Here is a 25,123-nt window from a genome sequence, read left to right as displayed (position 1 = left end):
AATTGCACAATTATTATGCACAGCCTGCCCAATCGATCGGCGAAACAGCCAAAAACCGCTGAAAAGGGCCGATTCTGCAACCGGCACGATTTTTGAAGACGTTGCTTTTTATGGTCGAGGCGAACACGCTCGAGTCACGTTCGGAAAACCCGCCGCCACGGCGGGATCGGCCGAGGGGGGACCGGGCGACCGCAAGGGCCCGCAAACACGCATACCAAGGGGAAGCCACATGAAACTGGTTATGGCCATCATCAAGCCGTTCAAGCTCGACGAAGTGCGCGAGGCGCTGACGTCGCTCGGGATTCAGGGCCTGACGGTGAGCGAGGTGAAGGGCTTCGGACGCCAGAAGGGTCAGACCGAGATCTACCGCGGCGCCGAGTATTCCGTGAGCTTCCTGCCCAAGGTGAAGGTCGAGGTCGCGGTGTCCGACGACCAGTACGAGCAGGTGGTCGAGGCGATCCAGAAGGCCGCCAACACCGGCCGCATCGGCGACGGCAAGATCTTCGTGCTGGACATCGCCCAGGCCGTGCGCATCCGCACCGGCGAAACCAACACCGAAGCTCTCTGAGGCGTCCTGGAGGAAGCGGACAGGGCGGGGCGTCATGGCCCGGCCCCTCCCGCGAGGGGGGAAGGCGCGTCCGCTTTTTCTTGCCGCAGGGCATCGATGATCTGCCCGGTGACTTGAGGCCGGGCGCGCCAGTCTTTCCACCGTGGCGCCAAGGCCGCCGGAACGGGCGGCGTATGCTTTCCCTTGACCGGGCCTCGTCCGGTTTTGTGCCCTTGTGCCGGGACTCCACCGTCGATAGGATCGTTTCCGTTTCGTATCGGGCAGAGGCCCCCAGAGGCCACTGACGGGCCGTGCCCCTCGGGGCCGGCCCGGCCTTCTCGGGCCGTCCTCATGGAAAGGATTCTCGGCGGCATGTCGCTCCCGGACCTCGGCACCTTCGCTCTCGTCAACGACCGGCTCGACCGGCTGTCGGACTACCCCTTCACGCGGCTGGCGGCCCTGCTGTCCGGGGTGACGCCGCGCGCCAACGCCGAGCCGATCATGATGTCGGTGGGCGAGCCGCAGCACCAGCCGCCGGCCATCATCGACGAGACGCTGCGCGCCAACGCCCATCTGTGGGGCAAATACCCGCCGGTCGGTGGCACGCCGGAGTTCCGCGAGGCGGTGGGCGCTTGGCTGGCCCGCCGCTACGCTTTGCCCGACGGGCTGTTCGACGCCGAAAAATCCGTCCTGCCGGTGTCCGGTACGCGCGAGGCGCTGTTCCTGCTCGCCCTGCTGGCCGTACCGCCGAGCAAGGCGGGCCGGCAGCCGGCGGTGCTGATGCCCAACCCCTTCTACGCGCCCTACGAGGGGGCGGCCCTGCTGGCGGGGGCGGAGCCGGTGTTCCTGCCCTCCACCCGCGAGACCGGCTTCCTGCCCGATCTCGACGCGCTGACGCCGGAGCTGCTGGAGCGCACGGCGCTGTTCTACCTCTGCACCCCGGCCAACCCGCAGGGGGCGGCGGCCGACGCCGCCTATCTGGAGCGGGCGATCGGGCTGGCGCGGCGCTACGGCTTCATCCTGGCGGTGGACGAGTGCTACGCCGAGATCTACCTGGACAAGCCGCCGGTCGGCGCGCTCCAGGTCGCGTCGGGTCTCCATCACGGCGGGAAGCCCTGGACGAACATCCTGGTCTTCCATTCCCTGTCCAAGCGGTCGAGCGCCGCCGGGCTGCGGTCGGGCTTCGTGGCCGGCGATCCGGAGCTGATGTCCCGCTTCACACGCCTGCGCAGCTACTCCAACGCCGGGATGCCGCTGCCGGTGCTGGCGGCCAGCGCCGCCCTGTGGCGGGACGAGGCGCATGTCGAGGAGAACCGCGCGCTCTACCGCGCCAAGTTCGACGCGGCGGAGGCCGCGCTGAACGGGCGCTACGGCTACTACCGGCCCGACGGCGGCTTCTTCCTGTGGCTGGAGGTCGGCGACGGCGAGGAGGCGACGCGCCGCCTGTGGGCGGAGGGCGGCATCCGCGTGCTGCCCGGCGCCTACCTGACCCGCTGCAACCCCGGCGAGGCCAACCCCGGCGCCCCCTTCATCCGCATCGCGCTGGTGAACGACGCCGAGACGGTCGCCCACGCCTGCAGCACCATCGCCCGCATTCTGGGATAAGGGCCGCCCGGTTCGGTTCAAGTCACCCCGGTCTTTCGCCCCGAAGGACGGGTCCGGTTCAGCACGTTCTTGAGGACCTTCTGCCCATGGCACGACCCGCAAGCCCCCGCAGCGGAAGCGGCAAAAGCGCCGGAGCACGGCCCGCCGGAGCGCGGCCGGAGAAGCCGCCCTTCTTCTCGCCCGCCACGCGCGCCTTCGTGGTCGCGCGGGCGCGCGAGCTGGCGGGCTTCGCGCTGGGCGTGGTCGGTCTGGTGCTGATGGTCATCCTGGGCAGCTACAACCCGGCCGACCCCTCGTGGAACGCGGTTCCGGCGGCGAACACCCACATCCACAACCTGTTCGGCCGGTTCGGCGCCCATCTGGCGGACGTCCTGATCCAGTCGCTGGGCTGGGCGGCCTATCTGCTGGCGCTGGTCCCGATGATGTGGGGCTGGCGGCTCAGCCTGCAGAAGAGCATCCGCCACCCGCTGTTCCGCAGCGTGCTGGCGGTGTGGGGCGTGCTTCTGGTCGCCATGTTCCTGGCCGGCATGGGCGGCGGGGGCGGGGACCCGCTGAACGGCCATCCCGGCGGCAGCTTCGGCATCGTCCTGCTGGACGGGGTGAGCAAGCTGCTGTTCGGCGGCCCCGGCAATCCGCTGGTCGGCACTGTGGCCGGCGTGGCCGGCGGGCTGATCCTGTTCGTCGCCATGGGCCTGTCGATCCGCGAATGGGCAACCAGCCTGCGCGAGACCGCCGCCGGCCTCGCCCGCCTCGGGCGGGGCGCGCGGGCCGGCGTGTCCTTCGTGCGCGACAAGGGCGCGGAGGCCGCGCGCAACGCGGTTCACCAGACCGGTGGCCTGCTGCGCCGGGAGCCCAGCCTCGCCACCGCGGACAAGAAGGCCGCCGCCCCGACTCTCGACGAGACACCCGACGAGGACAGCGCCGTCATCACCCTGCGCGCCGCGCCGCGCGGCCGGCTGTCCGACTCCATCAGCGTGGAGCCGCGCGTGGAGGCCAAGACCCGCGCCGTTCCGGTGGTGACCCCGCCCGCCGGGGGCAAGACGAAGGCCGCCGACCAGGGGCGCCCGTCCAAGCAGGCCGCCCTCAATCTGGAGGAGGCGGACGGCTACGAGCTGCCGCCGCTCGACCTGCTCCAGATCGTCCCGACCAGCGTGCGCGGCGAGAAGGTGGACGAGGCGGCGCTGCGCGAGAACGCGGTGAAGCTGGAAGGCGTGCTGTCCGACTTCGGCGTGCGCGGCGAGGTGCAGAAGGTCCATCCCGGCCCGGTCGTCACCCTCTACGAGCTGGAGCCGGCCCCCGGCACCAAGTCGTCCCGCGTCATCGGCCTGGCCGACGACATCGCCCGTTCGATGAGCGCGGTGTCCGTCCGCGTCGCCGTGGTGCCGGGCCGCAACGTGATCGGCATCGAGCTGCCCAACGCCAAGCGCGAGACCGTTCTGCTGCGCGAGCTGCTGGCCGGCGACGTCTTCGACAAGACGGCGGGCAAACTGCTGCTGGCGCTGGGCAAGGACATCGGCGGCCAGTCGGTGGTGGCCGACCTCGCCCGCTTCCCGCATCTGCTGGTCGCCGGCACCACGGGCTCGGGCAAGTCGGTGGCGATCAACACGATGATCCTGTCGCTGCTCTACCGCCTGCCGCCCGACCGCTGCCGCTTCATCATGATCGACCCCAAGATGCTGGAGCTGTCGGTCTATGAGGGCATCCCCCATCTGCTGACGCCGGTCGTCACCGACCCGAAGAAGGCGGTGGTCGCCCTGAAATGGACGGTGCGGGAGATGGAGGACCGCTACCGCAACATGTCCAAGCTGGGCGTGCGCAACATCGAGGGCTACAACGCCCGCCTGCGCGAGGCCCGCGCCGACGGCGAGCTGCTGACCCGCCGCGTCCAGACCGGCTTCGACCCCGACACCGGCAAGCCGATCTTCGAGGAGCAGCCGCTCGACCTGAAGGAGCTGCCCTACATCGTGGTCATCGTGGACGAGATGGCCGACCTGATGCTGGTGGCGGGCAAGGACATCGAGGCGGCGATCCAGCGCTTGGCCCAGATGGCGCGGGCCGCCGGCATCCACCTGATCATGGCGACGCAGCGCCCGTCGGTTGACGTCATCACCGGCACCATCAAGGCCAACTTCCCGACCCGCATCAGCTTCCAGGTCACCAGCAAGATCGACAGCCGCACCATCCTCGGCGAGCAGGGGGCGGAGCAGCTTCTCGGCCAGGGCGACATGCTCTACATGGCCGGCGGCGGCCGCATCACCCGCGTCCACGGCCCCTTCGTCGCCGACGGCGAGGTGGAGCAGGTGGTGAAGTTCCTCAAGACGCAGGGCGAGCCGAGCTACGTCGACGCCATCACCGAGGAGGACGACGAGGACGGCGGCTCCTTCGACGACGGGTCGGGTGCCGGCGGCGGATCGGGCGACGACCTCTACGACAAGGCGGTCGCCGTGGTCTGCCGCGAGCGCAAGGCGTCGACCAGCTTCATCCAGCGCCAGCTCCGCATCGGCTACAACTCCGCCGCCCGTCTGATCGAGCGGATGGAGACCGAAGGCGTGGTCAGCAAGCCAAACCACGCCGGCAAGCGCGAGGTCCTGGCCCGCAACATCGAGGAGTGAGCAGCGTTTGCCCCCTCCCTAGCCCTCCCCCGCTTCGCAGGGGAGGGAGTTTAGCGCGAAGCGGCGGCAGCCCCCTCCCCTGCGTTAGCGGGGGAGGGTTAGGGTGGGGGCATTGAGAGTTCGCTTTAATCCTTGGAACCACCACCGCCGCGCCCCATTTCCGCCCGGAACGTCCGGTTACCTAGCAGGCATCATGAAGATCCCGTTCCGCCGCATTCTGGCTGCCGCTGCTGTCGCTCTGTCCGTCACCACGGCGGGAGCGGTCCTCGACCCCGCGCTCGCCGCTCCCCGCGCCGCCGCCTTGTCCACCCAGGACCAGGCGCTGGTGGCCCAGGCGGAAAGCTATCTGAACGGCATCGGCACGCTGCAATCGAAGTTCGTGCAGGTCGCCCCCAACGGGCACCAGACCGCCGGCACCTTCTACCTCGCGCGTCCCGGCCGGATGCGGCTGGAATACGACCCGCCGGTGAAGGACTTCGTCGTTGCCGACGGTGCCTTCATCTTCTATTGGGACGGGGAGATGCGGCAGCAGTCCAGCGCTCCCATCGGCAGCACGCTGGCCGACTTCATCCTGCGCAAGAACATCCGGCTGTCCGGCGACGTGACGGTGACCGGCGTCTTTCAGGCGCCGGGGCTGGTGGAGATCAGCCTGACCGAGACCAAGGACCCCGGCAAGGGCACCCTGACGCTGGTCTTCGAGGATCGGCCCTTCCAGCTCCGCAAATGGCGGGTGCTGGACGCCCAGGGGCTGACGACCGAGGTGGCGCTGATGAACCCGCGCGAGGGCATGCAGTTCGACTCGAAGCTCTTCTACTTCATCGAACCCAGCAAAGGCGACTACGGCCGCAGCAACTGACCCGCCTCAACGAATTCGCACGGATTTCGCGCGAATCCCGCCGCCACGACAACCCGCCGCCGCAACGAAGTCCTCCCGATCCTGTTGCCGTGCTGTATGGGGCGCGCTCACCCGCGTCTGGTGCACTCGAACGGATGAGGGGAGACGAGACATGGCAACGGAGGCGATGTACGAGGCTAGGCGGGTCCAGGGCATGAACGATCTGCTGGCGCGCAACTGGTGGGCGCTGGCGTTGCGCGGCGCCGCGGCGGTGATGCTCGGCCTGCTGGCTTTCCTTCTGCCGGGGGCGACGGTCGCCACCCTGGCGATTCTGCTCGCGGCCTACCTGCTGATGGACGGGTTGTTCGCCATCGTCGGCGGCGTCCGCGCCGCGCAGGCGCAGGAGCGCAGCCTGCCCTTCATCCTGGACGGCGTGGTCAGTCTGGTGGCGGGCGCCGTCGCCCTGCTGTGGCCGGAGGCGAGCCTCTTCGCGCTGATCTTCGTGATCGCCGCCTGGTCGGTCATCACCGGCTTCGCCAAGATCATGACCGCGTGGCGCATGCACCGCACCCACGGCAAATGGGCCTGGGGCGTCGCCGGCGCCCTGTCGGTGCTGTTCGGCTTCGGCATGTGGGTCCTGCCGTCGCTGGGCCTGCTGGCCGTGGCGCTGGGCGTCGGCAGCTATCTGATCGCCTATGGCGCGCTGGCCATCATCACCGCCGTCCGCCTGCGCCGCTGCCTGCACGACCGGAATCATCATTCCAACCACGGCAACGCCGTGGCGGCGGAGTAAACGTTCATCGTCCGGGGGCGATGCGGCGGTAGCCGAGCGCCTCCGCGATGTGCGGGCGGCCCACGCCGCCCCCGCCGTCCAGATCGGCGAGCGTGCGGGCGACGCGCATGACGCGGTGATAGCCGCGGGCAGACAGTTTCAGCCGCTCCGCCGCCTCGGTCAGCAGGGCGCGGCCCGGCTGGTCGGGGGCGGCGGCCTTTTCCAGCAACTCGCCGTCCGCCTCGGCGTTGGTGCGCACCGCCAGGCCCTCGGGAAAGGGGCCGAAGCCGGCGTAGCGCTCCGCCTGGACGGCGCGGGCCAGCGCCACCCGGGCGGCCACTTCGGCGCTGCCCTCGGCGGGCGGCGGCAGGCTGAGGTCGGCGGGGCTGACGGCGGGCACGTCGATGTGCAGGTCGATGCGGTCGAACAGCGGCCCGCTGATCTTCGACTGGTAGTCCGCGGCGCATTTCGGGGCGCGGGCGCAGGCCAGCGACGGGTCGTCGAGATGCCCGCAGCGGCAGGGGTTCATCGCCGCGATCAACTGCACCCGCGCCGGGTAGGTCACATGGTGGTTCACCCGGCTGACCACGGCCTTTCCGGTTTCCAAGGGCTGGCGCAGCGCCTCCAGCGTGCCGCGCGGAAATTCGGGAAGCTCGTCCAGGAACAGCACGCCCTTGTGGGCCAGCGAAATCTCGCCGGGCTTGGCGCGCGACCCGCCGCCGACCAGGGCGGGCAGGCTGGCCGACTGGTGCGGCGACCGGTAGGGACGCTGGCGCAGCAGCTTGCCTCCCTCCAGCAGGCCGGCGACGCTGTGGATCATCGACACCTCCAGCGCCTCCGCCGGATCGAGAGGCGGCAGCAGGCCCGGCAGCCTCGCCGCCAGCATTGACTTGCCGGAGCCGGGCGGCCCGATCATCAGCAGATTGTGCGAGCCGGCGGCGGCGACCTCCAGCGCGCGCTTGGCCGTCTCGTTGCCCTTCACGTCGCGCAGGTCGAGCGGCGCCGCGGCGCTCTCCTGGATGCGCGGGCGGGGGCGGGTCAGCACCTGCTGGCCGCGGAAATGGTTGATGAGGGCGAGCAGCGTGGCGGGCGCCAGCACGTCCAGCCCCTCGCCCGCCCAGGCCGCCTCGCCGCCGCAGGCCTCCGGGCAGATCAGCCCGCGGTCGTGGGCCAGCGCGTTGATCGCCGCCGGCAACACCCCGGCCACCGGGGTCAGCGCCCCGTCCAGCGCCAGTTCGCCCAGCGCGCAATAGCGGCTCATCTCCAGGTCGGGCAGCACGCCCATGACGGTCAGCAGGGCGAGCGCGATGGGCAGGTCGAAATGGCTGCCCTCCTTCAGCACGTCCGCCGGGGCGAGGTTGACGGTGATGCGTTTGGCCGGCAGGGCGAGGCCGAGCGCGTGCAGCGCCGCCCGCACCCGCTCCCGGCTTTCGCCCACCGCCTTGTCGGGCAGGCCGACCACGGTGAAAGCGACGATACCGCCGGACATCTGCACCTGAACGTCGATGTCCAGAACCTCGATGCCCTGGAACGCAACCGTGTTGATCCGTGCAACCATACCAGACGCCATGCTTTGGGAAATGCACGCGAGTGTATGGTCGAGCGAGGGGAATTGCCAGCTTGCCGGGCGGCGAAGGGCCGTTCTGCGGCCAAGCGGCCTTGGGCGGCGGGCGGTGCTGCCCTACACTCCTTCCCAGAGCAAAACACAAAACCAAAACACAAACAGAGGGTCAGAGACCGTGCAGCTTCTTCTCAGCACCTGGGCCGAGGCCGAGGCTTACCTGAAGACCTCCAAGGGCATCATCCTGCCCATCGGCTCCACCGAGCAGCATGGGCCGAACGGCCTGATCGGCACCGACGCCATCTGCGCCGAAGTTGTGGCCCGCGGCGTCGGCGACGCCACCGGGGCCATGGTCGGGCCGACCATCCCGGTGGGCATGGCCGTGCATCACATGGACTTCGCCGGCTCGATGACGCTGAAGCCCTCCACCTTGATCGCCCTGCTGCGCGACTATGTGATGTCGCTGGCCGAGCATGGGTTCGAGCGCTTCTTCTTTATCAACGGCCATGGCGGCAACGTCGCGTCGGTCCGCGCCGCCTTCTATGAGATCTACGCGGAGAACCGCGCCCTGCGCGGCCGGCAGGCGCCGGAACTGCGCTGCACCCTGGTCAACTGGTGGGAGAACCAGGAGATCGGCCGCCTGTCGCGGGAGCTGTTCGGCGGCAAGGAGGGCTCCCACGCCACGCCCAGCGAGGTGTCGCTGACCCAGTACGCCTATCCCGAGTCGATCAAGACGGCGGCGATGGACCCGGAGACCGCGTCGCCCGGCGGCTTCTACGACGCCCGTGATTTCCGGCGCCGCCACCCGGACGGGCGCATCGGCTCCGCCCCCGGCCTTGCCACGCCGGAGCACGGCAAGCGGCTGTTCGACACGGCGGTGGAGGCGATTTCCCGACAGTACGGCGCCTTCCTGGCGGAGGCGTGAGCGGAAAAGCCTGCCTGCGGTCTTGAACTCGGGCGGGGCTTCACCGCATCATCCCGCGCCGAGACAACGATTGGGGGAAACAGCCGTCATGCCGAACCGCCAGAGGCGCGCCGCGCTCGCCATCACCATGGGAGCGATCCTCGCGCTGGCCGGCGCGCTGGCCGCCGGTCCGGTCCTCGCGCAGGGGGCCCCCCGCACCGATCTGGCCCGCACGGATTTGGTGGTCGGGATGCGGCTGGAGCCGCCGCACCTCGACCCCACGGCGGGGGCGGCCGCGGCCATCGACGAGGTGACCTACGCCAACCTGTTCGAGCCGCTGACCCGCATCGACGCCGAAGGCAAGGTGGTGCCGGGCCTCGCCGAGAAGTGGGAGGTGTCGGCGGACGGGCTGACCTACACCTTCCACCTGCGCAAGGGGGCGAAGTTCCACGACGGCACCGACGCCGATTCGGCGGACGTGAAGTTCTCGCTGGACCGTGCGCGGGGCGCCGACTCGGTCAACGCGCAGAAGGGCTATTTCGCCGCCATCGCCGGGGTGGAGGCGCCCGATGCGGGGACCGTGGTGGTCACCCTGTCGCGGCCGGACGGGCTGTTCCTCTTCCACATGGCGTCGGGTGACGCCGCCATCGTCGCGCCGGAGTCGGCGGGCGCCAACAAGCAGACCCCGGTCGGCACCGGCCCCTTCAAGTTCGAGCGCTGGGTGGCCGGTGACCGGGTGGTGCTGGTGCGCAACCCCGACTATGACGGGCCGAAGCCGGCGCTGGAGCGCGTGACCTTCCGCTTCATCAGCGATCCGGCGGCGCAGGTCGCCGCGCTGAAGGCCGGCGACATCGACAGCTTCCCGCAGTTCGACACCTACGAGGCGCTGCCCCAGTTCCGCGACGACGGGGGCTTCACCGTCATGGTCGGCACGACGGAGGGGGAGACGATCCTCGGCACCAACAACGCCCGCAAGCCCTTCGACGACCTGCGGGTGCGCCGGGCGATGGCCCACGCCATCGACCGCAAGACGCTGATCGACGGCGTGCTGTTCGGCAACGGCGCGGCCATCGGCAGCCATTTCCCGCCGCACCGCGCCGGCTATGTCGACCTGACCGGCCTCTACCCCTACGACCCGGACAAGGCCAAGGCGCTGCTCGCCGAGGCCGGCCTTCCGGACGGGTTCGCGACGACGTTGCGCCTGCCGCCGCCGATCTACGCCCGCCGCTCCGGCGAGCTGATCGCCGCCATGCTGGCCGAGGTCGGCATCCGCGTGACGGTCGAGCCGATGGAGTGGGCGCCCTGGCTGGAAAAGGTGTTCAAGGGCAAGGATTACGACCTGACCCTGATCGCCCACACGGAGCCGCTGGACATCGACATCTACGGTCGCCCCGACTACTACTTCAATTACCAAAGCGAGCGCTTCAACGCCGTGGGGGCGGAACTGGACCGCACGCAGGACAATGCCAAGCGCAACGCCCTCTACGGCGAGCAGCAGCGCATCCTGGCCGAGGACGCGGTTAACGGCTTCCTCTTCATGCTGCCCTCGGCCACCGTGCAGAAGTCGGCGGTGCAGGGCATGTGGGTCAACCGCCCGATCCAGGCCAACGACGTGACGGGCGTCCGGTGGAAGTGATCCGGCGCGGCCGGACCGGACCCGGCGGGGGCTGACCCGCGTGCTCGCCTTCCTGGTGCGCCGTCTGCTCACCCTGGCGCTGACGGCGTGGCTGGCCACGCTGGTGGTCTTCGCCGTGCTGGAGGCGATCCCCGGCGACCCCGCCCTGGTGATGCTGGGCACCAGCGCGCAGCCGGAGGCGGTGGCCGCCCTGCGCGCCCAGATGGGGCTCGACCGCCCCTGGCCCTTCCGCTACGCCGGTTGGGTGGGCGGCATGCTGCACGGCGATTTCGGCACCAGCCTGACCTACGCGCGCCCGGTCGCCGGGCTGGTCGCCGACCGGCTGGCCATCACCCTGCCGCTGGCCGGGCTGGCACTGGTCCTCTCGGCGGGCATCGCCATCCCGCTCGGCCTGTTCGCCGCCGGGCGGCAGGGGCGGGCGGGGGACTGGGCGGTCATGGCCTTCGGGCAGATGGGCATCGCGGTGCCCAGCTTCTGGTTCGCCATCCTGTTGATTCTGCTGTTCTCCGTGCGGCTGGGCTGGTTCTCCGCCGGCGGCTTTCCGGGGTGGGAGGCCGGGGCGGGGCCGGCGCTGAAGGCGCTGCTGCTGCCCGCCGTGGCGCTGGCCCTGCCGGAGGCGGCGATCCTGGCGCGCATCACCCGCACGGCGGCGCTCGACACGCTGCGCGAGGAGTATGTGCGCACGGCGGTCGCCAAGGGCCTGCCGCGCCGGGTGGTCCTGCGGCGCCATGTGCTGCCCAACGCGCTGATCCCCGTCGCCACCATACTCGGCCTGCAATTCTCCTTTCTGGTCGCGGGAGCGGTGGTGGTGGAGAACGTCTTCACCTTGCCGGGGCTGGGCCGGCTGCTCTATCAAGCCATCGGCCAGCACGACCTGATCGTGGTGCAGAGCGTCGTCGTGCTGCTGGCGGTAACGGTCGTGGCGGTCAACGCCCTGGTGGACATCGCCTGCGCGGCCATCGACCCGCGCCCGCGGGTGACGGCATGACGGGGTTCGTGAGACGGCTGAAACGCCTGCCGGTCAGCCTGCTGCTGGGCGGGCTGCTCACCGCGCTGATGGTCGGGGCGGCGCTGCTGTCGCTGGCCTGGACGCCCTTTCCGGCGGAGCAGGTGCGGGTGGTCGCCCGGCTGCGCCCGCCGGGGCCGGTCCACTGGCTGGGCACCGACCATTTCGGGCGCGACGTGCTGTCGATGATCCTGGTCGGCGCCCGCAACTCGCTGGCCGTCGGGGCGGCGGCGGTGGCGCTGGGTGCCCTGCTGGGCGTGCCGCTGGGGCTGGCCGCCTCCGCCTGGGGGCGCTGGGGAGACGAGGCGGTGGCCCGGCTGGGCGACCTGCTGTTCGCCTTTCCCGCGGTGCTGACGGCGATCCTGCTGACGGCTGCGCTGGGGGCAGGGGCGGTGAACGTCGTGCTGGCGCTCGGCCTGTTCAACGCCGCGGTCTTCGCGCGGGTGGCGCGCGGGGCGGCGCTGGCCGTCTGGCGGCGGGACTTCGTGCGCGCGGCGCTGGCGCTGGGGCGCGGGCCGCTGTCGGTGACGCTGGTGCATGTGCTGCCCAACATCGCCGGGGTGGTCATCGTCCAGGGGACGGTGCTGTTCGCTGTGGCGGTGCTGAACGAGGCGGCGCTGAGCTATCTGGGGCTGGGCATCCAGCCGCCGTCGCCGTCCTGGGGCAAGATGCTGGGCGACGCGCAGACCTTCCTGTTCACCTCCCCCCTCCAGGCGATCTTTCCCGGGGCGGCCATTGCCGTGACCGTGCTGGGGCTGAACCTGCTGGGCGACGGCCTGCGCGACGCGCTGGACCCGCGCCACCGCTCGGCGGGGCTGCTGTAGGGAGGTGTCCGGGCACTTGACACAAGGCAGCGCGCAATTGTGTCAAGTGTCAACCGGACCGTCGGTCACGCGCCGCGGTGCTGCTTGGCGATTGGCTGGGAGAATTGCAGCTCGATGTCCCAGGGGAAGTGGATCCAGGTGTCCTGGCTCACCTCGGTGATGAAGGTGTCGACCAGCGGACGCCCCAGCGGCTTGGCGTAGACGGTGGCGAAATGCGCCTTGGGCAGCATCTTGCGCACGACCACCGCGGTCTTCCCGGTGTCGACCAGATCGTCGATGATCAGCCAGCCTTCGCCGTCCCCGGCGTTGGCGCCCTCCACGCCCTTCAGCACCATCGCCTCGCGCTGGTTCTGGTGGTCGTAGCTGGAGACGCAGACGGTGTCGATCATGCGCAATTCCAGCTCGCGCGCGATGATCGCCGCCGGGACGAGACCGCCGCGGGTGATGGCGATGATGCCCTTCCACGGACCCTTGTCGATCAGGCGCCAGGCCAACGCCTTGGCGTTGCGGTGAAGCTCCTCCCACGACACCGGGAAGTGCTTGTTGAACGGAACGGCTTCTGGCACGGCTATGGACTCCGAAAGAAACGTGCGCCGCTTATACCGCAAGCCCCACCGTCGGGCAATCGACCGCGTAAAAAGGCGAAAAAAGGTCTTGCAGCCCGGAATCCTTTTGAGTAAGTTGCGCGCCTCGACGACGGACGGTCACCGCCGCTGCCGGGAAGACAAACAGGAATGCGCCCGTAGCTCAGCTGGATAGAGCACCAGACTACGAATCTGGGGGTCAGGAGTTCGAATCTCTTCGGGCGCGCCATTCCTTCCGGTCTGCACAAGAAAGCCGCCCTTGGGCGGCTTTTCTGCTTTCTGATGTTTGCCTCGCTGAGGTTTATCTCAGCGGCTTTTCTTCTTCTGCGCCGTGCGCTTCGCCTTGGGTGGCTTGGTCATGGTGTTGAACAGGGCGGTCTGGTTGCGCCGGGCGGCGGCGTTGAACACGCCGCTCCAGAAACCGATCGCCTGACTGGCCGACCGGTTGGCCATGGACAGCCAGATGCTTTGTGGTGTCCCCTTCATGCTTCCCCCTTTTTGAAGTCCTGCCGATCAATCTCGGTCAGGGAGGTAACAGCGCGGCGCGGTCATGCTCCCGCGACGATCGCGCGGCGATGGCGGACCCGCGTCCAGGACATGGTCAGGCCGACCCGCTCGGCGCAGCCATAATGCCAAGGGCGGTTCTCGCTATCGCCGGCCCAATGCGGTTCCCCGGCCCGCAAAGGTTTCCCGCAATGGCAACAGGTGGGTGGTGCGGGAAGACGTGCGGCGTCCCGTTTCGTCAGCTGGGTCATAGGGCATCTCATCCAGAGCGTCTTATTCCAGAGGCGTCTCAGGCACGGCGTTTCGGGAAGGCACGGCGTCGAGAGCGTGTGTTGTTGGGCGTGTCATCTTGCGGTGCGAAGAATGACGGCCCGGCCGTTCCGGGGAAACGTCGCAAAGGTGAAATGCCCATGGGGTGCCCCCGACCACAGGGGTATGCCCATGGTCAGGCCATGGGTCGCGAGATCGTTGGCATTAAACGCTTTTTGCCTTTATCCCGAGTCAGTGCGGCGGGACGGGACGCCCACTCTTGATCACACCCCGATTCACAGCCGGTTAACCATCCGCGCCTAGCGTCCGCCCCCTTCGCCGCGGCCTTTTGCTGCGGCGCAGCATTTTCCGAAGGGTGAAGGCGTTATCCATGGTTTTCCTGTTGCACTACCTGCCGTCCCTGTCGCTGGTCGCGGTGAGCGGGCTTGCCGGTCTGGCGTTGGGCGTGCTGTCCACGCTGCTGCAGGACCGGCGGGCGATCCTGACCGCGCAGGCCGGGGCCGGCGCGTTGTTCGTCGTCCACTTCTTCGCTCTGGGTGCCCATACGGGGATGCTGATGTGCGCGCTCGGCCTCGTGCAGATGGCCGCCGCCTATCCGGAACGGCGTCCGCGCTGGCTGGGCGTGCTGTTCGCACTGACCGTCCCGGCGGCACTGGCCGTCGCGGCGGCGACGTGGCAGGGGCCGATGTCCGCCCTGTCGGCGGCAGGCTTCATCCTGGGAACCATCGGGCGCTGGCAGAGCACGGTCGGGCGGATGCGGATGTTCTTCCTGTCCTCGACGGTGGTCGGGGCCGGCCACAACGCGCTGGCCGGCTCGGCCTTCGGGCTGGCGTCGGACGCGATGACGTTGTCCGGCCATCTGCTCAGCCTGTGGCGCGCCCGCCCGGCGGTGCGCCGGCAATCGGCGCTGGCTGTGCATTGACGAACGGAAACCGCGCCGGGGACGGCGCCCCGGCGCGGTCTCGTAAGCGAGATGTTGGGATCAGCGCTTCGCTTCGGCGGTGCCGGCGGTTTCCCGGCGCTCCAGATAGGTCTTGGTGAGCTGCGGCAGGCGCTGTTCCAGCCACGCCGCCATCTCCAACTCCTCGTCCAGGCTGGGCTGCAGCATGCGGGCGATCTCCGGCTCCCCGGCCTGCTCCGCGGCGGAGATCAGGGCGCGGTAGTTGGCGATCTCGAAATGCTCGAAGGAATAGTCGAAGATCGACGCCTTCACGATCTCGTCGGACGCCACCACACCGGACAGCGACTGGGCGTTGCCGATCAGCATGGCGACGCCGGTCTTGATGGCCGAGGTGTCGGTGCCCAGACGCTGCAGGCACTGCTTCAGCCGGTCGGCCTGCCGGTTCGACACCTCGATGTGCTCCTGCACCTTGGCGAGGACGTCCGGGTAGTTCTTGATGCGCTCCGCCTGCCGCTCCAGCATCTCGACGGCCTGGCTCTCCATGGCGTGGGCGTCGCGGAGCCAGTCGATCAGGGTTTCCTTGGTGGTGTTGGCCACAGGTCCTCTCCCTCGTTGCGTTATCGGACAGTCCATTGGGGATGGACCGACAACAGGCGGAGCAGCGGTTCGTCACCATCGGACGATGCGGCCTGACCAAGCGGAGCACCCTTCGGATGCATCAAGGAACCTTCACCGGGGCGGGAGGTTTTTCAAAGCGGATGGGCAGACTGCCAGGGGAGGGAGCGGCCATGTCGGCAAATGAACCGGCCATGATGGGAAAAGACCAGATCGTCGACACCCTCAACGATCTGATCCGCATCGTCGAGGACAGCCACGAAGCCTATCGTCAGGCCGCGGAAGCCTTGGAGGACGAGGATCTGAAGGCCCTGTTCAACGATCTGGCGGCCCAGCGCGGCGCCATCGTGCGCGAGGTGCAGCGCCTCGTCGCCGAGCAGGGCGGGGCGCCGGACATGGGCGGCACCGTGATGGGCGGCGCGCACCGCTTCTTTTTGGAACTCAAGACCAATGTGCTGGGCCACGACCGCGAGGCGATCCTGGCCGAGGTGCAGCGCGGCGAGGGCGAATGCGTCCGTGCCTACGAGGAGGCCTTGGCCAAGGAACTGCCCCTGCCGATCACTGCCGTGGCGGTGCAGCATCTCGACCGCATCCGCGCCGACCGCGACCGCATGACCCTGCTGCGCGGCGCCGCGGCCTGACATAAGACACCGATCGAGGGACGGTCACTCCGCGGCGGCGGCCTGCCGGTTCTCCAGTTCGGCCAGCAGGGCGCGCTTCTGGTCGGCGTCCATGTGCTTCCAGCCGCGGATTTCCTCCAGCGTGCGCAGGCAGCCGATGCAATAGGCGCGGTCGGCGGTCAGCTTGCACACGCTGACGCAGGGGGACGGGACGGGGACAGCGGGCGCGGTGTCGGAGGTTCCGGTGGTCATTACCAAAGGCCAAAAGGAAGCGGGACGGCGCTGGGCCGTCCCGTCCTTACCATCCGGCGGTGCCCCGCCTCAATCCCAATCGTTTTAGTCGGAGATGTTGGGCGGGTCGGGATCGTCCGACCAGTCGTCCTTCGGAGCCGGGTAGCGCTCCAGCCACTTGCGGACCAGGGCGACGTGGCCGGCCTCCTCCTCCGCGAACTCGCGGGCGAGGCGGGCAACCTCCGGGTCCTTCGTCTCGGCGGCGACCGAGGCGTAATAGTTGTTGCCCTGATGCTCGCTCAGCAGCGCCATCTTCAGCGCGTGGTGCGGCTTCATCAGATAATGGGCGTTCTCGAAAGCCGCGGCTTCAGGCGACTCCGTGGTGGCGTCCCACTGGAACTCCCAGGGGGCGACCTTGGGCAGCGCGCCGTGCTCCCTGGCGATCTGCTTCACCTCTTCGGCATGCTTGGCCGAGTAGGTGGACAGATCACGGAACAGCTTGGCGACCTCCACATTGTTGTGGGCCTCCATGCTGTCGGCCAGTTCGGTGTAGCGCTCCGCCGCCTCGATCTCCAGCGCCAGCGCGTGGGCCAGGAACAGACCGACGTTGGCGGCCCCGTTCAGGACTTTCGTCTTCATACCGCGAACCCCTCTTCGATCTGGGCGATGCTGTGGGTGGCCGTCGATCCCGGCTGGAACGGACGGCGGTTGCCGGCGAGGAAGATGCCGAGGCCGAACCCGTCGTCCTCAAGGACGGCGCGCATCGCCTCGTTCGGGTCGTCCGTCGGCTCGCGGCCGTAGGGATGGACCGTGCTCTTCCAGCCGCGCTGCTCGGGGCGGAAGGTGACGCAGGGGGACAGGATATGGATGACCGAGAAGCCGGGGTGCTTCACGCCTTCCACGATCAGGCGGGCAACCTCGTTCGGGTTGTTGGAGAAGCCGCGGGCGACGAAGTTCGCGCCGCAGGCCAGCGCCAGGGCGACCGGCTGGATCGGGTTGACGCCCGGCCCTTCCGGGGTCAGCTTCGACTCGCACCAGTCGGCCTCGGTGGTCGGCGAGGCCTGGCCCTTGGTCATGCCGTAGACCTGATTGTCCATGACGATGTAGGTCATGTCGACGTTGCGGCGGCAGGCGTGCAGGAAGTGGTTGCCGCCGATCGAGAAGCCGTCGCCGTCGCCGCCGAAGATCAGCACGTTCAGCTCCGGCCGCGCCAGCTTGACGCCGGAGGCCACGGCCAGCGAGCGGCCATGCACCGTGTGGTAGCCGTAGACGCTGGTGTAGGCGGGGATGCGCGACGAGCAGCCGATGCCCGACACCACGACGGTGTCGTGACGCTCCAGCCCCATGTTCGCCATGGCGCGGGTGATGCCGGCCAGCACGGAATAGTCGCCGCAGCCGGGGCACCAGATGGGCTTCACGTCGGACTTGTAGTCGCCGGGCAGCGGGCCCACGACATCGTCGGTCAGATGGGTATCCATGGATTTCGTGCTCCGGCCGGTCAGATCAGGGAAAGAAGCGTCTCGTGAACCTCACGGGCGCGGATCGGCAGCGGGCCGGGGCGGCTGAACACCGACACCTTGCCCGGCAGGTCGTAATGCCCGCGGAGGAACTTGTGGAACTGGGCGCCGTGCGTCTGCTCGACGACCAGGACCTTGGAGACGCCGTCCAGCGCCGCGGCCAGCTTGGCCGGCTGGACCGGGGAGATCAGGCGGATGGCGACCAGCCGGGCCTTGGTGCCGGCGGCCTCCAGCCGGCGCACCGCCTCGCGCGACGGGCCGGTGGCGGAGCCCCAGGTGACGACGGCGATCTCGCCCTCGCCCTCGATGTCGGCCCAGGCGTCGCCGTAGTCGTGGGAGGTCAGCTTGCGCAGGCGCTTGTCGAGCTGCTTCTGGTGATCGGACGCCTGCGAGGAGGGCAGGGCGTTCTCCGCATGCTCCAGTCCGTCGGCGGTGTGCTCGCCGCCCGGCATGCCGGGGATGGCGGCGGGGGAGACGCCCGATTCGGTATCGGCGTAGCGCTTGTACTTGCCCTCGCCGCCGAGATCGGTCGCCAGCAGACGGTTGGCCTTGTGGGGGGCGTCGGCCGGCTTGTCGACGATGGCGCGGGACTGGCCCATCGCCTGATCGGACAGCACGATCGCCGGGGTCTGCAGGGCCTCGGCCAGATGCACCGCCCACTGGGTGGTGAACAGGCAGTCGCCGATGGAGGTCGGGCCGACCACCAGATGCGGGGCGTCGCCGTGGAGGCCGTAGACGGCGATGTTCAGGTCGGACTGTTCGGACTTGGTCGGGATGCCGGTGGACGGGCCGCCGCGCTGCACGTCGACGATCACCACCGGGGTTTCGGAGGCCACACCCAGGCCGATGCATTCGGTCATCAGCGACAGGCCGGGACCGGCGGTCGCGGTGATCGAGGGCACGCCGCTGAAGGAGGCGCCCAGGCACATGGCGATGGAGGCCAGCTCATCCTCCGCCTGGACCAGCTTGCCGCCGGTCTTGGCGAGGTTGGGGGCCAGCCATTCCAGGATCTCGGTCGCGGGGGTGATCGGGTAGGCGGCGCAGAACTTCACCCCGCCCTTCAGCGCGCCCAGCCCGGCGGCCTCGTTGCCGGAGATGTTCCAGCGGGTGGCGCCCTCCTTGTTGGGGGCGGCCAGCTCCAGGCCGAGGTTCCAGCCGGCGGCCTCCTTGGATCCGGCGTCGATGCCGGCGTTGGACGCCTGGATGGCGGCGTCGCCCTTCTTGCCCAGCGCCTTCTGGATCACCGCGTCGATGCCGGCGCGCGGCAGGCCGACGATCGCCGCAACGGCGCCCAGCCCCACCATGTTGACGCGCCCGCCGGGGATGCGCCCGGCCAGCTCCTTGATCGGCAGCTCGACCTGTTTGGCGCCGCTGGCGGCCAGGACCGCGGGCACCTCGCCCTGGCTGGGGTCGGTGATGATGACGCTCTTCTCCGACAGGGGAAGCTCGGCCGCGAAGCGCTCCACATTCTGCCAGTCGAAGGCGATGATGATGTCGAAACGGTCCCCCGGACCGTGAACGGGTGTCGGCGACAGGCGAACGAGGGCGGCGGCCTCGCCGCCACGGATCTGCGGGCCGGTGGACCGCGACATCAATCCGTACCATCCCACGTTGGCGGCGGCATCCAGCAGCATCTGTCCGGCGGTCATCGCGCCGGCGCCACCGCTGCCCACCAGGGCAATCGTGACCGAGTCCACTGTCATTGGTTAATCCCTTGCGTCCGAATGTGAGTCGCCCGACGCCTGTACGGCTACGTCAGCATTGCGGAACAGGGGAATGATCTGGCGCAAATCAGACGAAAGACGTCACGATTTTGCGAAGTCACGTCATGGAAAGGTCTGACCAAATCTTGCCCGTTAACGGCCATCCCTTGGCACCGACTGTTGCCGGGATTGTTTCTGGTCCGGAATGGCGGGCGCCGTCGCACGCTACTCGCTGTAGCGTTCTTCCCGCCAGGGGTCGGCGTCATTGTGATAACCGCGGACCTCCCAATAGCCGCGGCGATCCTCCGCCAGGAACTCGATTCGCTTCACCCACTTGGCGCTTTTCCAGAAATAGAGCTTCGGCACGACGACTCGGACGGGTCCGCCATGGTCGCGGCTGATCGGCTGGCCCTCCCAACCGGTGGCGAGCAGCGCGTCCTCCGCCGCGAAGGCCTCCAACGGCAGGTTTGTGGTGTAGCCGTCCGAGGAGTGGCAGAGGACGAAGCGCGCCTCCGGCTGCGGCTGGACGACCGACAGCAGGTGACGCGTGGATACCCCGTCCCATTGGTTGTCGTAGCGCGACCATGTGGTGACGCAGTGAATGTCGGATACGACGCGCTCCCGCGGCTGGGCCTGCAGGTCCGCCCAACTCCAGGTGACGGGGGTGTCGACCAGCCCGTCCACCGCCAAGGTCCAGTTCGCCTCGCTCACCCGCGGAACGATGCCGAGGTCGAGCACCGGCCAGGTCTCCACCAGGCGCTGGCCCGGCGGCAGGCGGTCGCGCGCCGGGTCGGCGGTCTCCCCGGTCAGGCCCCGGCCCTCCCGCGCCCATTGCTCCTTGGTGGCGATCAGCTTGTCGCGGATCCGACCGTCCTGTGGCACGTCCTGCGGGCCATCTTGAGGAAGCTCGTCGGCCATGGCGGTCCTCCGAAGGGGTGGATCGGCAGCAATGTCTCTGGTGACCGGTACGGATTTATGCATGGATGGGGGCCGGTGTCAGCGCCGATCCCGCGGTTTCTTGCGGTGCGAAAGGCTGATCCGCTACCCTTCCGTCCCATTTTCCATGGTTGGGCCGGAAATAGACGGTTCGGACGGTTGCCCTGCCCCTGTTCACGCCCTGCCTTGCTCTGGTAGCATGTCCGCTATGCATTACCTGCCATGTTGCCGCCCATGACCACCGCCCTGCCCGTCGCCCCGCAAACCAATGCGGCGCCCTCCGGGCTGGGACGGGCCCGGCTGGAGAAGGACGAGCTGGACATGGCCCCGGAAGAAGCAGCGGGATTGCAATGGCTGGACGCGCTCGCCACGCCGCTGTGGCTGCTCCGTCCTGATGGGTTGACCGTATGGCTGAACGGCGCCGCCCGCGCGCTGATCGGCCTGGAGCGCGACGCGCCCGCCGCCGCCGTCCGGGTCAGCCTGTCCAGCCGGTTCCCCGCCGCGTTGGAGCAGGCCGCCGCGGGGCGGGCGGTGGACGCGCGGGCGACCGTCCACGCCCCCCTTACCCTGCCGCTGGAGGTGGACCTCCGGCTGGTTCCGGCGCCGCGCCCGAGCGGGCTGATCCTGGCCGAAGCCCCCGCCGACAGCGGCGCCCGGCAGGAGATGATGCGGCTGAACGAGCAGCTCATCGCGCTGTCCTACGCCTATCCCGACATCCGCTTCGAACTGCTGCGCGATGGCACCATCCTCGACTTCGCCGCCGCCAGCCCAGGCGACCTGAACGTCCCCGCCGAGCGCTTCCTGGCGCACCGCGTGCAGGAGGTGCTGCCCGATCCCGCCGCCGGGATGCTGGCCGCGGCGCTCGGCCGGCTGAACGAAGGGCAAACGGTCATCGGCCTGGATTTCTCCCTGCCGCCGCCTCCTGGCCAGACGGGGGCCGGCCAGACCGGGGCTGGACAGATGGCGGGCACCAAATTCTTCGAGGCGCGGCTGGTCGCCCTGCCCGACAGCGACCGCGTGATGTGCAGCATCCGCAACGTCACGGAGCGGGTGCTGGCGGAAAGCGCGGCCCGGCGCGCCCATCATCTGCTGTCCGACGCCATCGAATGCATCACCGAGGGCTTCGTTCTGTACGACGCCCAGGACCGGCTGGTGCTGTGCAACGGGCGTTATCGGGAGCTGTTTTCCGCCAACACCGACCTCATCACGCCGGGCGCCCGGTTCGAGGAGGTGCTGCGCGGCGGGGTGGAGCGCGGCGTCTATCAGGTGCCGGACGGCGATCTGGAGGGCTGGATCGGGCGGCGCATCGAGCAGCACCGCGGCGCCGGCGCCCCCATGGAGGTTCAGCTTCACGACGGGCGCTGGATCCGCATCGAGGAGTGGCGGACGCACGAGGGCGGAACCGTCGGCATCCGCGCCGACATCACCGATCTGAAAGCCCGCGAGGCTGAGTTGAGCGCCGCCCGCGACGAGGCCGAACAGGCCAACCAGCGCAAGTCCGACTATGTCCACCATCTGAGCCACGAGCTGCGCACGCCGCTGAACGCCGTGCTCGGCTTCGCCCAAATCATCCATGACGAGATGATGGGGCCGAACAACCCGCGCTACCGCGAATATGCCGGGCAGATCGCGGCGGCCGGCGTCTACATGCTGGACCTCATCAACAACCTGCTCGACCTCGCGCGGATCGAGGCGGGGCGGATGGACCTGCACGAGGAGGCCTGCAACCTGTCCCTGCTGGTCGATCTGACCTTCGGCATGATGCAGCCGCGGGCGTGCGAGGCGGCAGTCGCGCTGTGCATGGAAATTCCCGACGATCTGCCGAGCCTGCACGGCGACGCCTCGCAGATCCGGCAGATGCTGACCAACCTGATCGGCAACGCCATCAAGTTCGCCCCCGCCAAGGACGGGCGCGTGCGGGTGGGTGCGGAGCTGACGGAGGATGGCGGCATCGCGCTGACCGTCGCCGACAACGGCATCGGCATGCGCCCCGAACAAATTCCAGTGGCGTTGGACGCCTTCGGGCAGGTGCATGGCCACAATCCGGGCCGCGACCGGGGGGCGGAGCGCGGCTCCGGCCTGGGGCTGCCGCTGACCCGCGCGTTGATCGCGCTGCACGGCGGCACCTTCCACATCGACAGCCGGCTCGGGGCCGGAACGACCGTGCGCCTGACCTTCCCGCCCTGCCGGGTCGGTGGGGGAATGCGACGGCCCTGAAGGCCGGAAACGACACGCGCCGAAACGCGTGCCTTGAAACGCGCAACGGCCGCGCGCGCTGGAGGCGCGGCGGCCGTGGACTCACAAGACGAAACCCGCAGGAAAGACGGGCGGCCTGTCGAGGCGCGCTGGCTTGGCCTTAGGCGGCCTTGCGGACGGCGGCAGCCTCGGAGAAGACCTTGACGACCTGCTCGACGAAGGCGGCCAGCTCGTCATGGCCCAGCGCCGTGATGGTCACGTTGTCCACCACCAGGGCCTCGTCGCTGATCTTGCCGCCGGCGGCTTCCAGCTCGGCGCGGACGGCCTCGGGGGCGGCCAGAGTGCGGCCCTTCAGCTTGCCCGGGATGGCCAGGAGCTGGATGCCCTGGTCGATCGCGGCGATCGGCTTGCCGGCGTCCAGGAAATGGCCGACGATGCGGCGGGTGTGGGCGCTCTGCTGAAGCTTGGTGACGCTGCGCTCGCCACCCGGCAGCAGCAGCATGTCATAGTCGGCACCCAGAACCTCGCCGACCTGCTTGTCCACCGGGAAGTAATGGCCCCAGGACTTGCCGTGCCAGCCGTTCACCAGTCCCTGCTCGGGAGAAATCGTACGAAGAGTAGCGCCGGTCTTGAGGAGAGCCCGTTGCGGCTCCGTCATCTCCAGTTCCTCAAAGCCGTTGGCGACGAGAATGGCAATGCTCTTTCCTGCGAGGGGTTGATCCATACTGTCTTGTCCTTTCATCGTTCAACCAGTGTGTGCGGGCCATCGCCGAGGAATGCGCCGTCGGGGAAAAGAAACGGCGCACGCCGCGCAAAGACTTGCGCGGCGATGGAACCCGCAGCCGGCCCTCGTCAGGTGAGGTCCGGCGGGGGGGCGGTCACGCCCCTGATCGGTTTGTGGTGAGCATGGAACACAAGTGGCGGCAACGAGGTCCCAAGTCAATGGCTTATTCCGCACTGCAACGCAGCTTCCCCACCGTCGGGCAGGGCTACCGACGCGGCAATTTCGCGGTCGCGCTCAAGACTTAATCACGATTTCCCGATGGTGTCGGTTGGGATGGCGCAGGTCAGCCATGCCGTCATGGCGCGGCTGTGACAACGAATGGTCGTAAGGAAAGCGGGTTGGCGCAAAAAGAAGCGGCCGGGGGCGGACCCCCGGCCGTTTGAAGTCAATAGCGTCAGCCGTTCGAAGAGATCCGGCTCGCACACCGGATCGGGAACCACCGGTCACCGGGGCGGAGGGCCGAAGCCAACCGTCCGGAGGATCGGCGCAAACCGGTCATACGGCCCGAGCCGGGGAGGCTGCCGCGATGGGCGGCCGTATGACCCTTTCACACTTTGCGGGGCAAAGTGCTGTCTCGTTCGAGGCGGGCGCGTCCGGCGGATGGAACCGGACGCGCCCTGCTGTTGGATCAATGGAACTGATCGGCCTCGGTGGAGTCCTTGTAGGCGGTGGTGGAGGACTGGCCGCCCGAGATCGCCGTGGCGACCGCGTCGAAGTAGCCGGTGCCGACCTCGCGCTGGTGCTTGGTCGCGGTGTAGCCCTCGGCTTCCGCCGCGAATTCCGCCTCCTGCAGCTCCGAGTAGGCGGCCATGCCGCGCGCCGCGTAGCCCTTGGCCAGCTTGAAGGCCGAGTAGTTCAGGCTGTGGAAGCCGGCCAGCGTCACGAACTGGAACTTGTAGCCCATGGCGCCGATCTCGCGCTGGAACTTGGCGATGTCCGCCTCGTCCAGGTTGGCCTTCCAGTTGAAGCTCGGCGAGCAGTTGTAGGCCAGCAGCTTGTTCGGGAACTCCTTGCGGATCGCCTCGGCGAAGCGCTTGGCCTCCTCCAGGTTCGGACGCGAGGTCTCCCACCACAGCAGGTCGGAGTAGGGGGCGTAGGACAGGCCGCGGGCGATGCAATGCTCGACACCCGTGCCCTTCTTCAGGCGGAAGAAGCCCTCCGAGGTGCGGCCGGCGTCGAAGTCGATGAAGGGATGGTCGCGCTCGTCAACGTCGGAAGTGATGAGCTGAGCGGACTCCGCGTCGGTGCGGCAGAGCACGATGGTCGAGGTGCCCATGGTGTCGGCGGCCAGACGGGCGGCGTTCAGCGTGCGGATGTGCTGCTGCGTGGGGATCAGCACCTTGCCGCCGAGATGGCCGCACTTCTTCTCCGACGCGAGCTGGTCCTCGAAGTGGACGCCCGAGGCGCCGGCCTTGATCATCGCCTTCATCAGCTCGAAGACATTCAGCGGGCCGCCGAAGCCGGCCTCGGCATCCGCGATGATCGGCGCGAACCAGTAGGTGTCGCCCTTGCCCTCGGCGGTCTGGATCTCGTCGGCGCGCTTGAAGGTGTTGTTGATGCGCTCGACCACCGCCGGCACCGAGTTGGCCGGGTACAGGCTCTGGTCCGGGTACATCTGGCCGGCCAGGTTGGCGTCGCCGGCGACCTGCCAGCCCGACAGGTAGATGGCCTTGAGGCCGGCCTTCACCGCCTGCATCGCCTGGTTGCCGGTCAGGGCGCCCAGCGTGTTGATGTACGGCTCGGTGTTCAGCAGCTCCCACAGGCGCTGCGCGCCCATCTCGGCCAGCGTGTACTCGATCTTGACCGAGCCGCTGAGGCGCTTCACGTCGTCCTGGGTGTAATCGCGCTTGATGCCTTCGAAGCGCGCGGCGCGGAGAGCGGCCTTGGTCTTTTCATCGAGCGACATGGTCGTTTTCCTTCTTTTCGTCACCGTTGCGCTGCTTTTGAGCGCTGCCCTGAC

Annotated in this window: 23 protein-coding genes and 1 tRNA gene; 13 read left to right on the top strand and 11 right to left on the bottom strand. The window is 68.9% G+C overall.

Translation table 11 applies throughout. The features are described 5' to 3' along the window. The first annotated feature begins 229 nt into the window (after positions 1–229). The 5 genes from glnK (at position 230) to H1Q64_RS04055 (ending at position 6,392) form a co-directional block, all read left to right on the top strand. The gene (gene glnK / locus H1Q64_RS04075; protein WP_035670687.1) at positions 230–568 is read left to right on the top strand and encodes a P-II family nitrogen regulator; all 339 of its coding nucleotides are present in this window, start codon (positions 230–232) and stop codon (positions 566–568) included. A 351-nt stretch (positions 569–919) separates the two neighbouring features. Beyond that, positions 920–2,152: an aminotransferase class I/II-fold pyridoxal phosphate-dependent enzyme gene (locus tag H1Q64_RS04070; protein WP_237904478.1), complete on the top strand. Its 1,233-nt coding sequence runs from the start codon at positions 920–922 to the stop codon at positions 2,150–2,152. A gap of 86 nt (positions 2,153–2,238) precedes the next feature. Further along, positions 2,239–4,764, top strand: coding sequence for a DNA translocase FtsK (locus H1Q64_RS04065; protein WP_237904477.1), 2,526 nt, complete (start codon positions 2,239–2,241; stop codon positions 4,762–4,764). 193 nt (positions 4,765–4,957) lie between these two features. Beyond that, positions 4,958–5,620, top strand: a complete 663-nt coding sequence (locus H1Q64_RS04060; protein ID WP_237904476.1) for a LolA family protein — start codon at positions 4,958–4,960, stop codon at positions 5,618–5,620. A gap of 151 nt (positions 5,621–5,771) precedes the next feature. Continuing rightward, positions 5,772–6,392 carry an HdeD family acid-resistance protein gene (locus H1Q64_RS04055; RefSeq protein ID WP_237904475.1) on the top strand — a complete coding sequence of 207 codons (621 nt, stop codon included), beginning with the start codon at positions 5,772–5,774 and terminating at the stop codon, positions 6,390–6,392. Positions 6,393–6,396: 4 nt separating this feature from the next. Here the strand turns inward: H1Q64_RS04055 and H1Q64_RS04050 are convergent, their stop codons facing one another. Continuing rightward, positions 6,397–7,929, bottom strand: a complete 1,533-nt coding sequence (locus tag H1Q64_RS04050; RefSeq protein WP_237904474.1) for a YifB family Mg chelatase-like AAA ATPase — start codon at positions 7,927–7,929, stop codon at positions 6,397–6,399. A 181-nt stretch (positions 7,930–8,110) separates the two neighbouring features. Here H1Q64_RS04050 and H1Q64_RS04045 point away from each other — a divergent pair, with 181 nt between their 5' ends. The 4 genes from H1Q64_RS04045 to H1Q64_RS04030 all read left to right on the top strand — a co-directional run bounded on the left by H1Q64_RS04045 (position 8,111) and on the right by H1Q64_RS04030 (position 12,302). Then, on the top strand, positions 8,111–8,857 hold the full coding sequence (locus H1Q64_RS04045) for a creatininase family protein (RefSeq protein WP_237904473.1): 747 nt from the start codon (positions 8,111–8,113) through the stop codon (positions 8,855–8,857). Positions 8,858–8,945: 88 nt separating this feature from the next. Further along, the gene (locus H1Q64_RS04040; protein WP_237904472.1) at positions 8,946–10,472 is read left to right on the top strand and encodes an ABC transporter substrate-binding protein; all 1,527 of its coding nucleotides are present in this window, start codon (positions 8,946–8,948) and stop codon (positions 10,470–10,472) included. A 40-nt stretch (positions 10,473–10,512) separates the two neighbouring features. Next, a complete protein-coding gene (locus tag H1Q64_RS04035) occupies positions 10,513–11,460 on the top strand; it encodes an ABC transporter permease (RefSeq protein ID WP_237904471.1) in 948 nt (315 codons plus the stop codon). Further along, entirely contained in the window at positions 11,457–12,302 is an 846-nt protein-coding gene (locus tag H1Q64_RS04030; protein WP_237904470.1) for an ABC transporter permease, read from the top strand. The genes H1Q64_RS04035 and H1Q64_RS04030 overlap by 4 nt, the downstream gene beginning before the upstream one ends. A 65-nt stretch (positions 12,303–12,367) precedes the next feature. Here the strand turns inward: H1Q64_RS04030 and gpt are convergent, their stop codons facing one another. Further along, complete coding sequence (gene gpt, locus H1Q64_RS04025) at positions 12,368–12,868, bottom strand: xanthine phosphoribosyltransferase (protein ID WP_035670736.1); 501 nt, start codon at positions 12,866–12,868, stop codon at positions 12,368–12,370. Between the two features lie 170 nt (positions 12,869–13,038). On the opposite strand from gpt, the gene H1Q64_RS04020 reads away from it, so the two are divergent. Continuing rightward, positions 13,039–13,115: transfer RNA gene (locus H1Q64_RS04020), tRNA-Arg, on the top strand. 77 nt (positions 13,116–13,192) lie between these two features. On the opposite strand, the gene H1Q64_RS04015 is transcribed toward H1Q64_RS04020, so the two are convergent. Beyond that, positions 13,193–13,372, bottom strand: a complete 180-nt coding sequence (locus H1Q64_RS04015; protein WP_237904469.1) for a hypothetical protein — start codon at positions 13,370–13,372, stop codon at positions 13,193–13,195. Positions 13,373–14,030: 658 nt separating this feature from the next. Between H1Q64_RS04015 and H1Q64_RS04010 the strand changes: the two genes are divergently transcribed. Then, positions 14,031–14,582, top strand: a complete 552-nt coding sequence (locus tag H1Q64_RS04010) for a YgjV family protein (protein WP_237904468.1) — start codon at positions 14,031–14,033, stop codon at positions 14,580–14,582. A gap of 60 nt (positions 14,583–14,642) precedes the next feature. Here H1Q64_RS04010 and H1Q64_RS04005 read toward each other — a convergent pair whose 3' ends face one another. Beyond that, complete coding sequence (locus H1Q64_RS04005; RefSeq protein ID WP_014239055.1) at positions 14,643–15,158, bottom strand: ferritin-like domain-containing protein; 516 nt, start codon at positions 15,156–15,158, stop codon at positions 14,643–14,645. Between the two features lie 191 nt (positions 15,159–15,349). On the opposite strand from H1Q64_RS04005, the gene H1Q64_RS04000 reads away from it, so the two are divergent. Next, positions 15,350–15,817 (top strand): PA2169 family four-helix-bundle protein, encoded by a 468-nt coding sequence (locus tag H1Q64_RS04000; RefSeq protein WP_149165499.1) that lies wholly within the window; start codon positions 15,350–15,352, stop codon positions 15,815–15,817. Between the two features lie 24 nt (positions 15,818–15,841). Here the strand turns inward: H1Q64_RS04000 and H1Q64_RS03995 are convergent, their stop codons facing one another. From H1Q64_RS03995 to H1Q64_RS03975, 5 genes are all read right to left on the bottom strand, one after another. Then, positions 15,842–16,048: a DUF1289 domain-containing protein gene (locus H1Q64_RS03995; protein ID WP_237904467.1), complete on the bottom strand. Its 207-nt coding sequence runs from the start codon at positions 16,046–16,048 to the stop codon at positions 15,842–15,844. Between the two features lie 84 nt (positions 16,049–16,132). Continuing rightward, positions 16,133–16,666: a ferritin-like domain-containing protein gene (locus H1Q64_RS03990; protein WP_103040092.1), complete on the bottom strand. Its 534-nt coding sequence runs from the start codon at positions 16,664–16,666 to the stop codon at positions 16,133–16,135. After that, positions 16,663–17,505, bottom strand: coding sequence for a 2-oxoacid:ferredoxin oxidoreductase subunit beta (locus H1Q64_RS03985; protein ID WP_237904466.1), 843 nt, complete (start codon positions 17,503–17,505; stop codon positions 16,663–16,665). Before H1Q64_RS03985 ends, H1Q64_RS03990 begins: the two co-directional genes overlap by 4 nt. A 20-nt stretch (positions 17,506–17,525) precedes the next feature. Continuing rightward, on the bottom strand, positions 17,526–19,247 hold the full coding sequence (locus H1Q64_RS03980; protein WP_237904465.1) for a 2-oxoacid:acceptor oxidoreductase subunit alpha: 1,722 nt from the start codon (positions 19,245–19,247) through the stop codon (positions 17,526–17,528). Positions 19,248–19,472: 225 nt separating this feature from the next. Next, on the bottom strand, positions 19,473–20,165 hold the full coding sequence (locus tag H1Q64_RS03975) for a sulfite oxidase-like oxidoreductase (protein ID WP_237904464.1): 693 nt from the start codon (positions 20,163–20,165) through the stop codon (positions 19,473–19,475). Between the two features lie 240 nt (positions 20,166–20,405). Here H1Q64_RS03975 and H1Q64_RS03970 point away from each other — a divergent pair, with 240 nt between their 5' ends. Further along, positions 20,406–22,400 carry a PAS domain-containing sensor histidine kinase gene (locus H1Q64_RS03970; RefSeq protein WP_237904463.1) on the top strand — a complete coding sequence of 665 codons (1,995 nt, stop codon included), beginning with the start codon at positions 20,406–20,408 and terminating at the stop codon, positions 22,398–22,400. A gap of 139 nt (positions 22,401–22,539) precedes the next feature. On the opposite strand, the gene H1Q64_RS03965 is transcribed toward H1Q64_RS03970, so the two are convergent. Together H1Q64_RS03965 and aceA are read right to left on the bottom strand one after the other, a co-directional pair. Further along, complete coding sequence (locus tag H1Q64_RS03965) at positions 22,540–23,103, bottom strand: DJ-1/PfpI family protein (protein ID WP_094301285.1); 564 nt, start codon at positions 23,101–23,103, stop codon at positions 22,540–22,542. A 688-nt stretch (positions 23,104–23,791) separates the two neighbouring features. Further along, a complete protein-coding gene (aceA, locus tag H1Q64_RS03960) occupies positions 23,792–25,069 on the bottom strand; it encodes an isocitrate lyase (protein ID WP_145623284.1) in 1,278 nt (425 codons plus the stop codon). Between the last annotated feature and the right edge of the window lie 54 nt (positions 25,070–25,123).

The sequence above is a fragment of the Azospirillum brasilense genome, assembly GCF_022023855.1.
GTDB classification, from domain to species: Bacteria; Pseudomonadota; Alphaproteobacteria; order Azospirillales; family Azospirillaceae; genus Azospirillum; species Azospirillum brasilense_F.
The sequence above is the reverse complement of the archived record's forward strand: the minus strand, read 5'-3'. Positions and strand labels throughout refer to the sequence as shown.

Coding starts and splice junctions, on each gene's coding strand:
- H1Q64_RS04040 (WP_237904472.1), top strand. CDS start 8,946: ATGCCGAACCGCCAGAGGCGCGCCGCGCTCGCCATCACCATGGGAGCG.
- H1Q64_RS04050 (WP_237904474.1), bottom strand. CDS start 7,929: ATGGTTGCACGGATCAACACGGTTGCGTTCCAGGGCATCGAGGTTCTG.
- H1Q64_RS04010 (WP_237904468.1), top strand. CDS start 14,031: ATGGTTTTCCTGTTGCACTACCTGCCGTCCCTGTCGCTGGTCGCGGTG.
- H1Q64_RS03975 (WP_237904464.1), bottom strand. CDS start 20,165: ATGGCCGACGAGCTTCCTCAAGATGGCCCGCAGGACGTGCCACAGGAC.
- H1Q64_RS04060 (WP_237904476.1), top strand. CDS start 4,958: ATGAAGATCCCGTTCCGCCGCATTCTGGCTGCCGCTGCTGTCGCTCTG.
- H1Q64_RS03985 (WP_237904466.1), bottom strand. CDS start 17,505: ATGGATACCCATCTGACCGACGATGTCGTGGGCCCGCTGCCCGGCGAC.
- H1Q64_RS04065 (WP_237904477.1), top strand. CDS start 2,239: ATGGCACGACCCGCAAGCCCCCGCAGCGGAAGCGGCAAAAGCGCCGGA.
- H1Q64_RS03990 (WP_103040092.1), bottom strand. CDS start 16,666: ATGAAGACGAAAGTCCTGAACGGGGCCGCCAACGTCGGTCTGTTCCTG.
- H1Q64_RS03980 (WP_237904465.1), bottom strand. CDS start 19,247: ATGACAGTGGACTCGGTCACGATTGCCCTGGTGGGCAGCGGTGGCGCC.
- H1Q64_RS03995 (WP_237904467.1), bottom strand. CDS start 16,048: ATGACCACCGGAACCTCCGACACCGCGCCCGCTGTCCCCGTCCCGTCC.
- H1Q64_RS04000 (WP_149165499.1), top strand. CDS start 15,350: ATGTCGGCAAATGAACCGGCCATGATGGGAAAAGACCAGATCGTCGAC.
- H1Q64_RS03965 (WP_094301285.1), bottom strand. CDS start 23,103: ATGGATCAACCCCTCGCAGGAAAGAGCATTGCCATTCTCGTCGCCAAC.
- H1Q64_RS04030 (WP_237904470.1), top strand. CDS start 11,457: ATGACGGGGTTCGTGAGACGGCTGAAACGCCTGCCGGTCAGCCTGCTG.
- H1Q64_RS03970 (WP_237904463.1), top strand. CDS start 20,406: ATGTTGCCGCCCATGACCACCGCCCTGCCCGTCGCCCCGCAAACCAAT.
- H1Q64_RS04015 (WP_237904469.1), bottom strand. CDS start 13,372: ATGAAGGGGACACCACAAAGCATCTGGCTGTCCATGGCCAACCGGTCG.
- aceA (WP_145623284.1), bottom strand. CDS start 25,069: ATGTCGCTCGATGAAAAGACCAAGGCCGCTCTCCGCGCCGCGCGCTTC.
- H1Q64_RS04070 (WP_237904478.1), top strand. CDS start 920: ATGTCGCTCCCGGACCTCGGCACCTTCGCTCTCGTCAACGACCGGCTC.
- H1Q64_RS04055 (WP_237904475.1), top strand. CDS start 5,772: ATGGCAACGGAGGCGATGTACGAGGCTAGGCGGGTCCAGGGCATGAAC.
- glnK (WP_035670687.1), top strand. CDS start 230: ATGAAACTGGTTATGGCCATCATCAAGCCGTTCAAGCTCGACGAAGTG.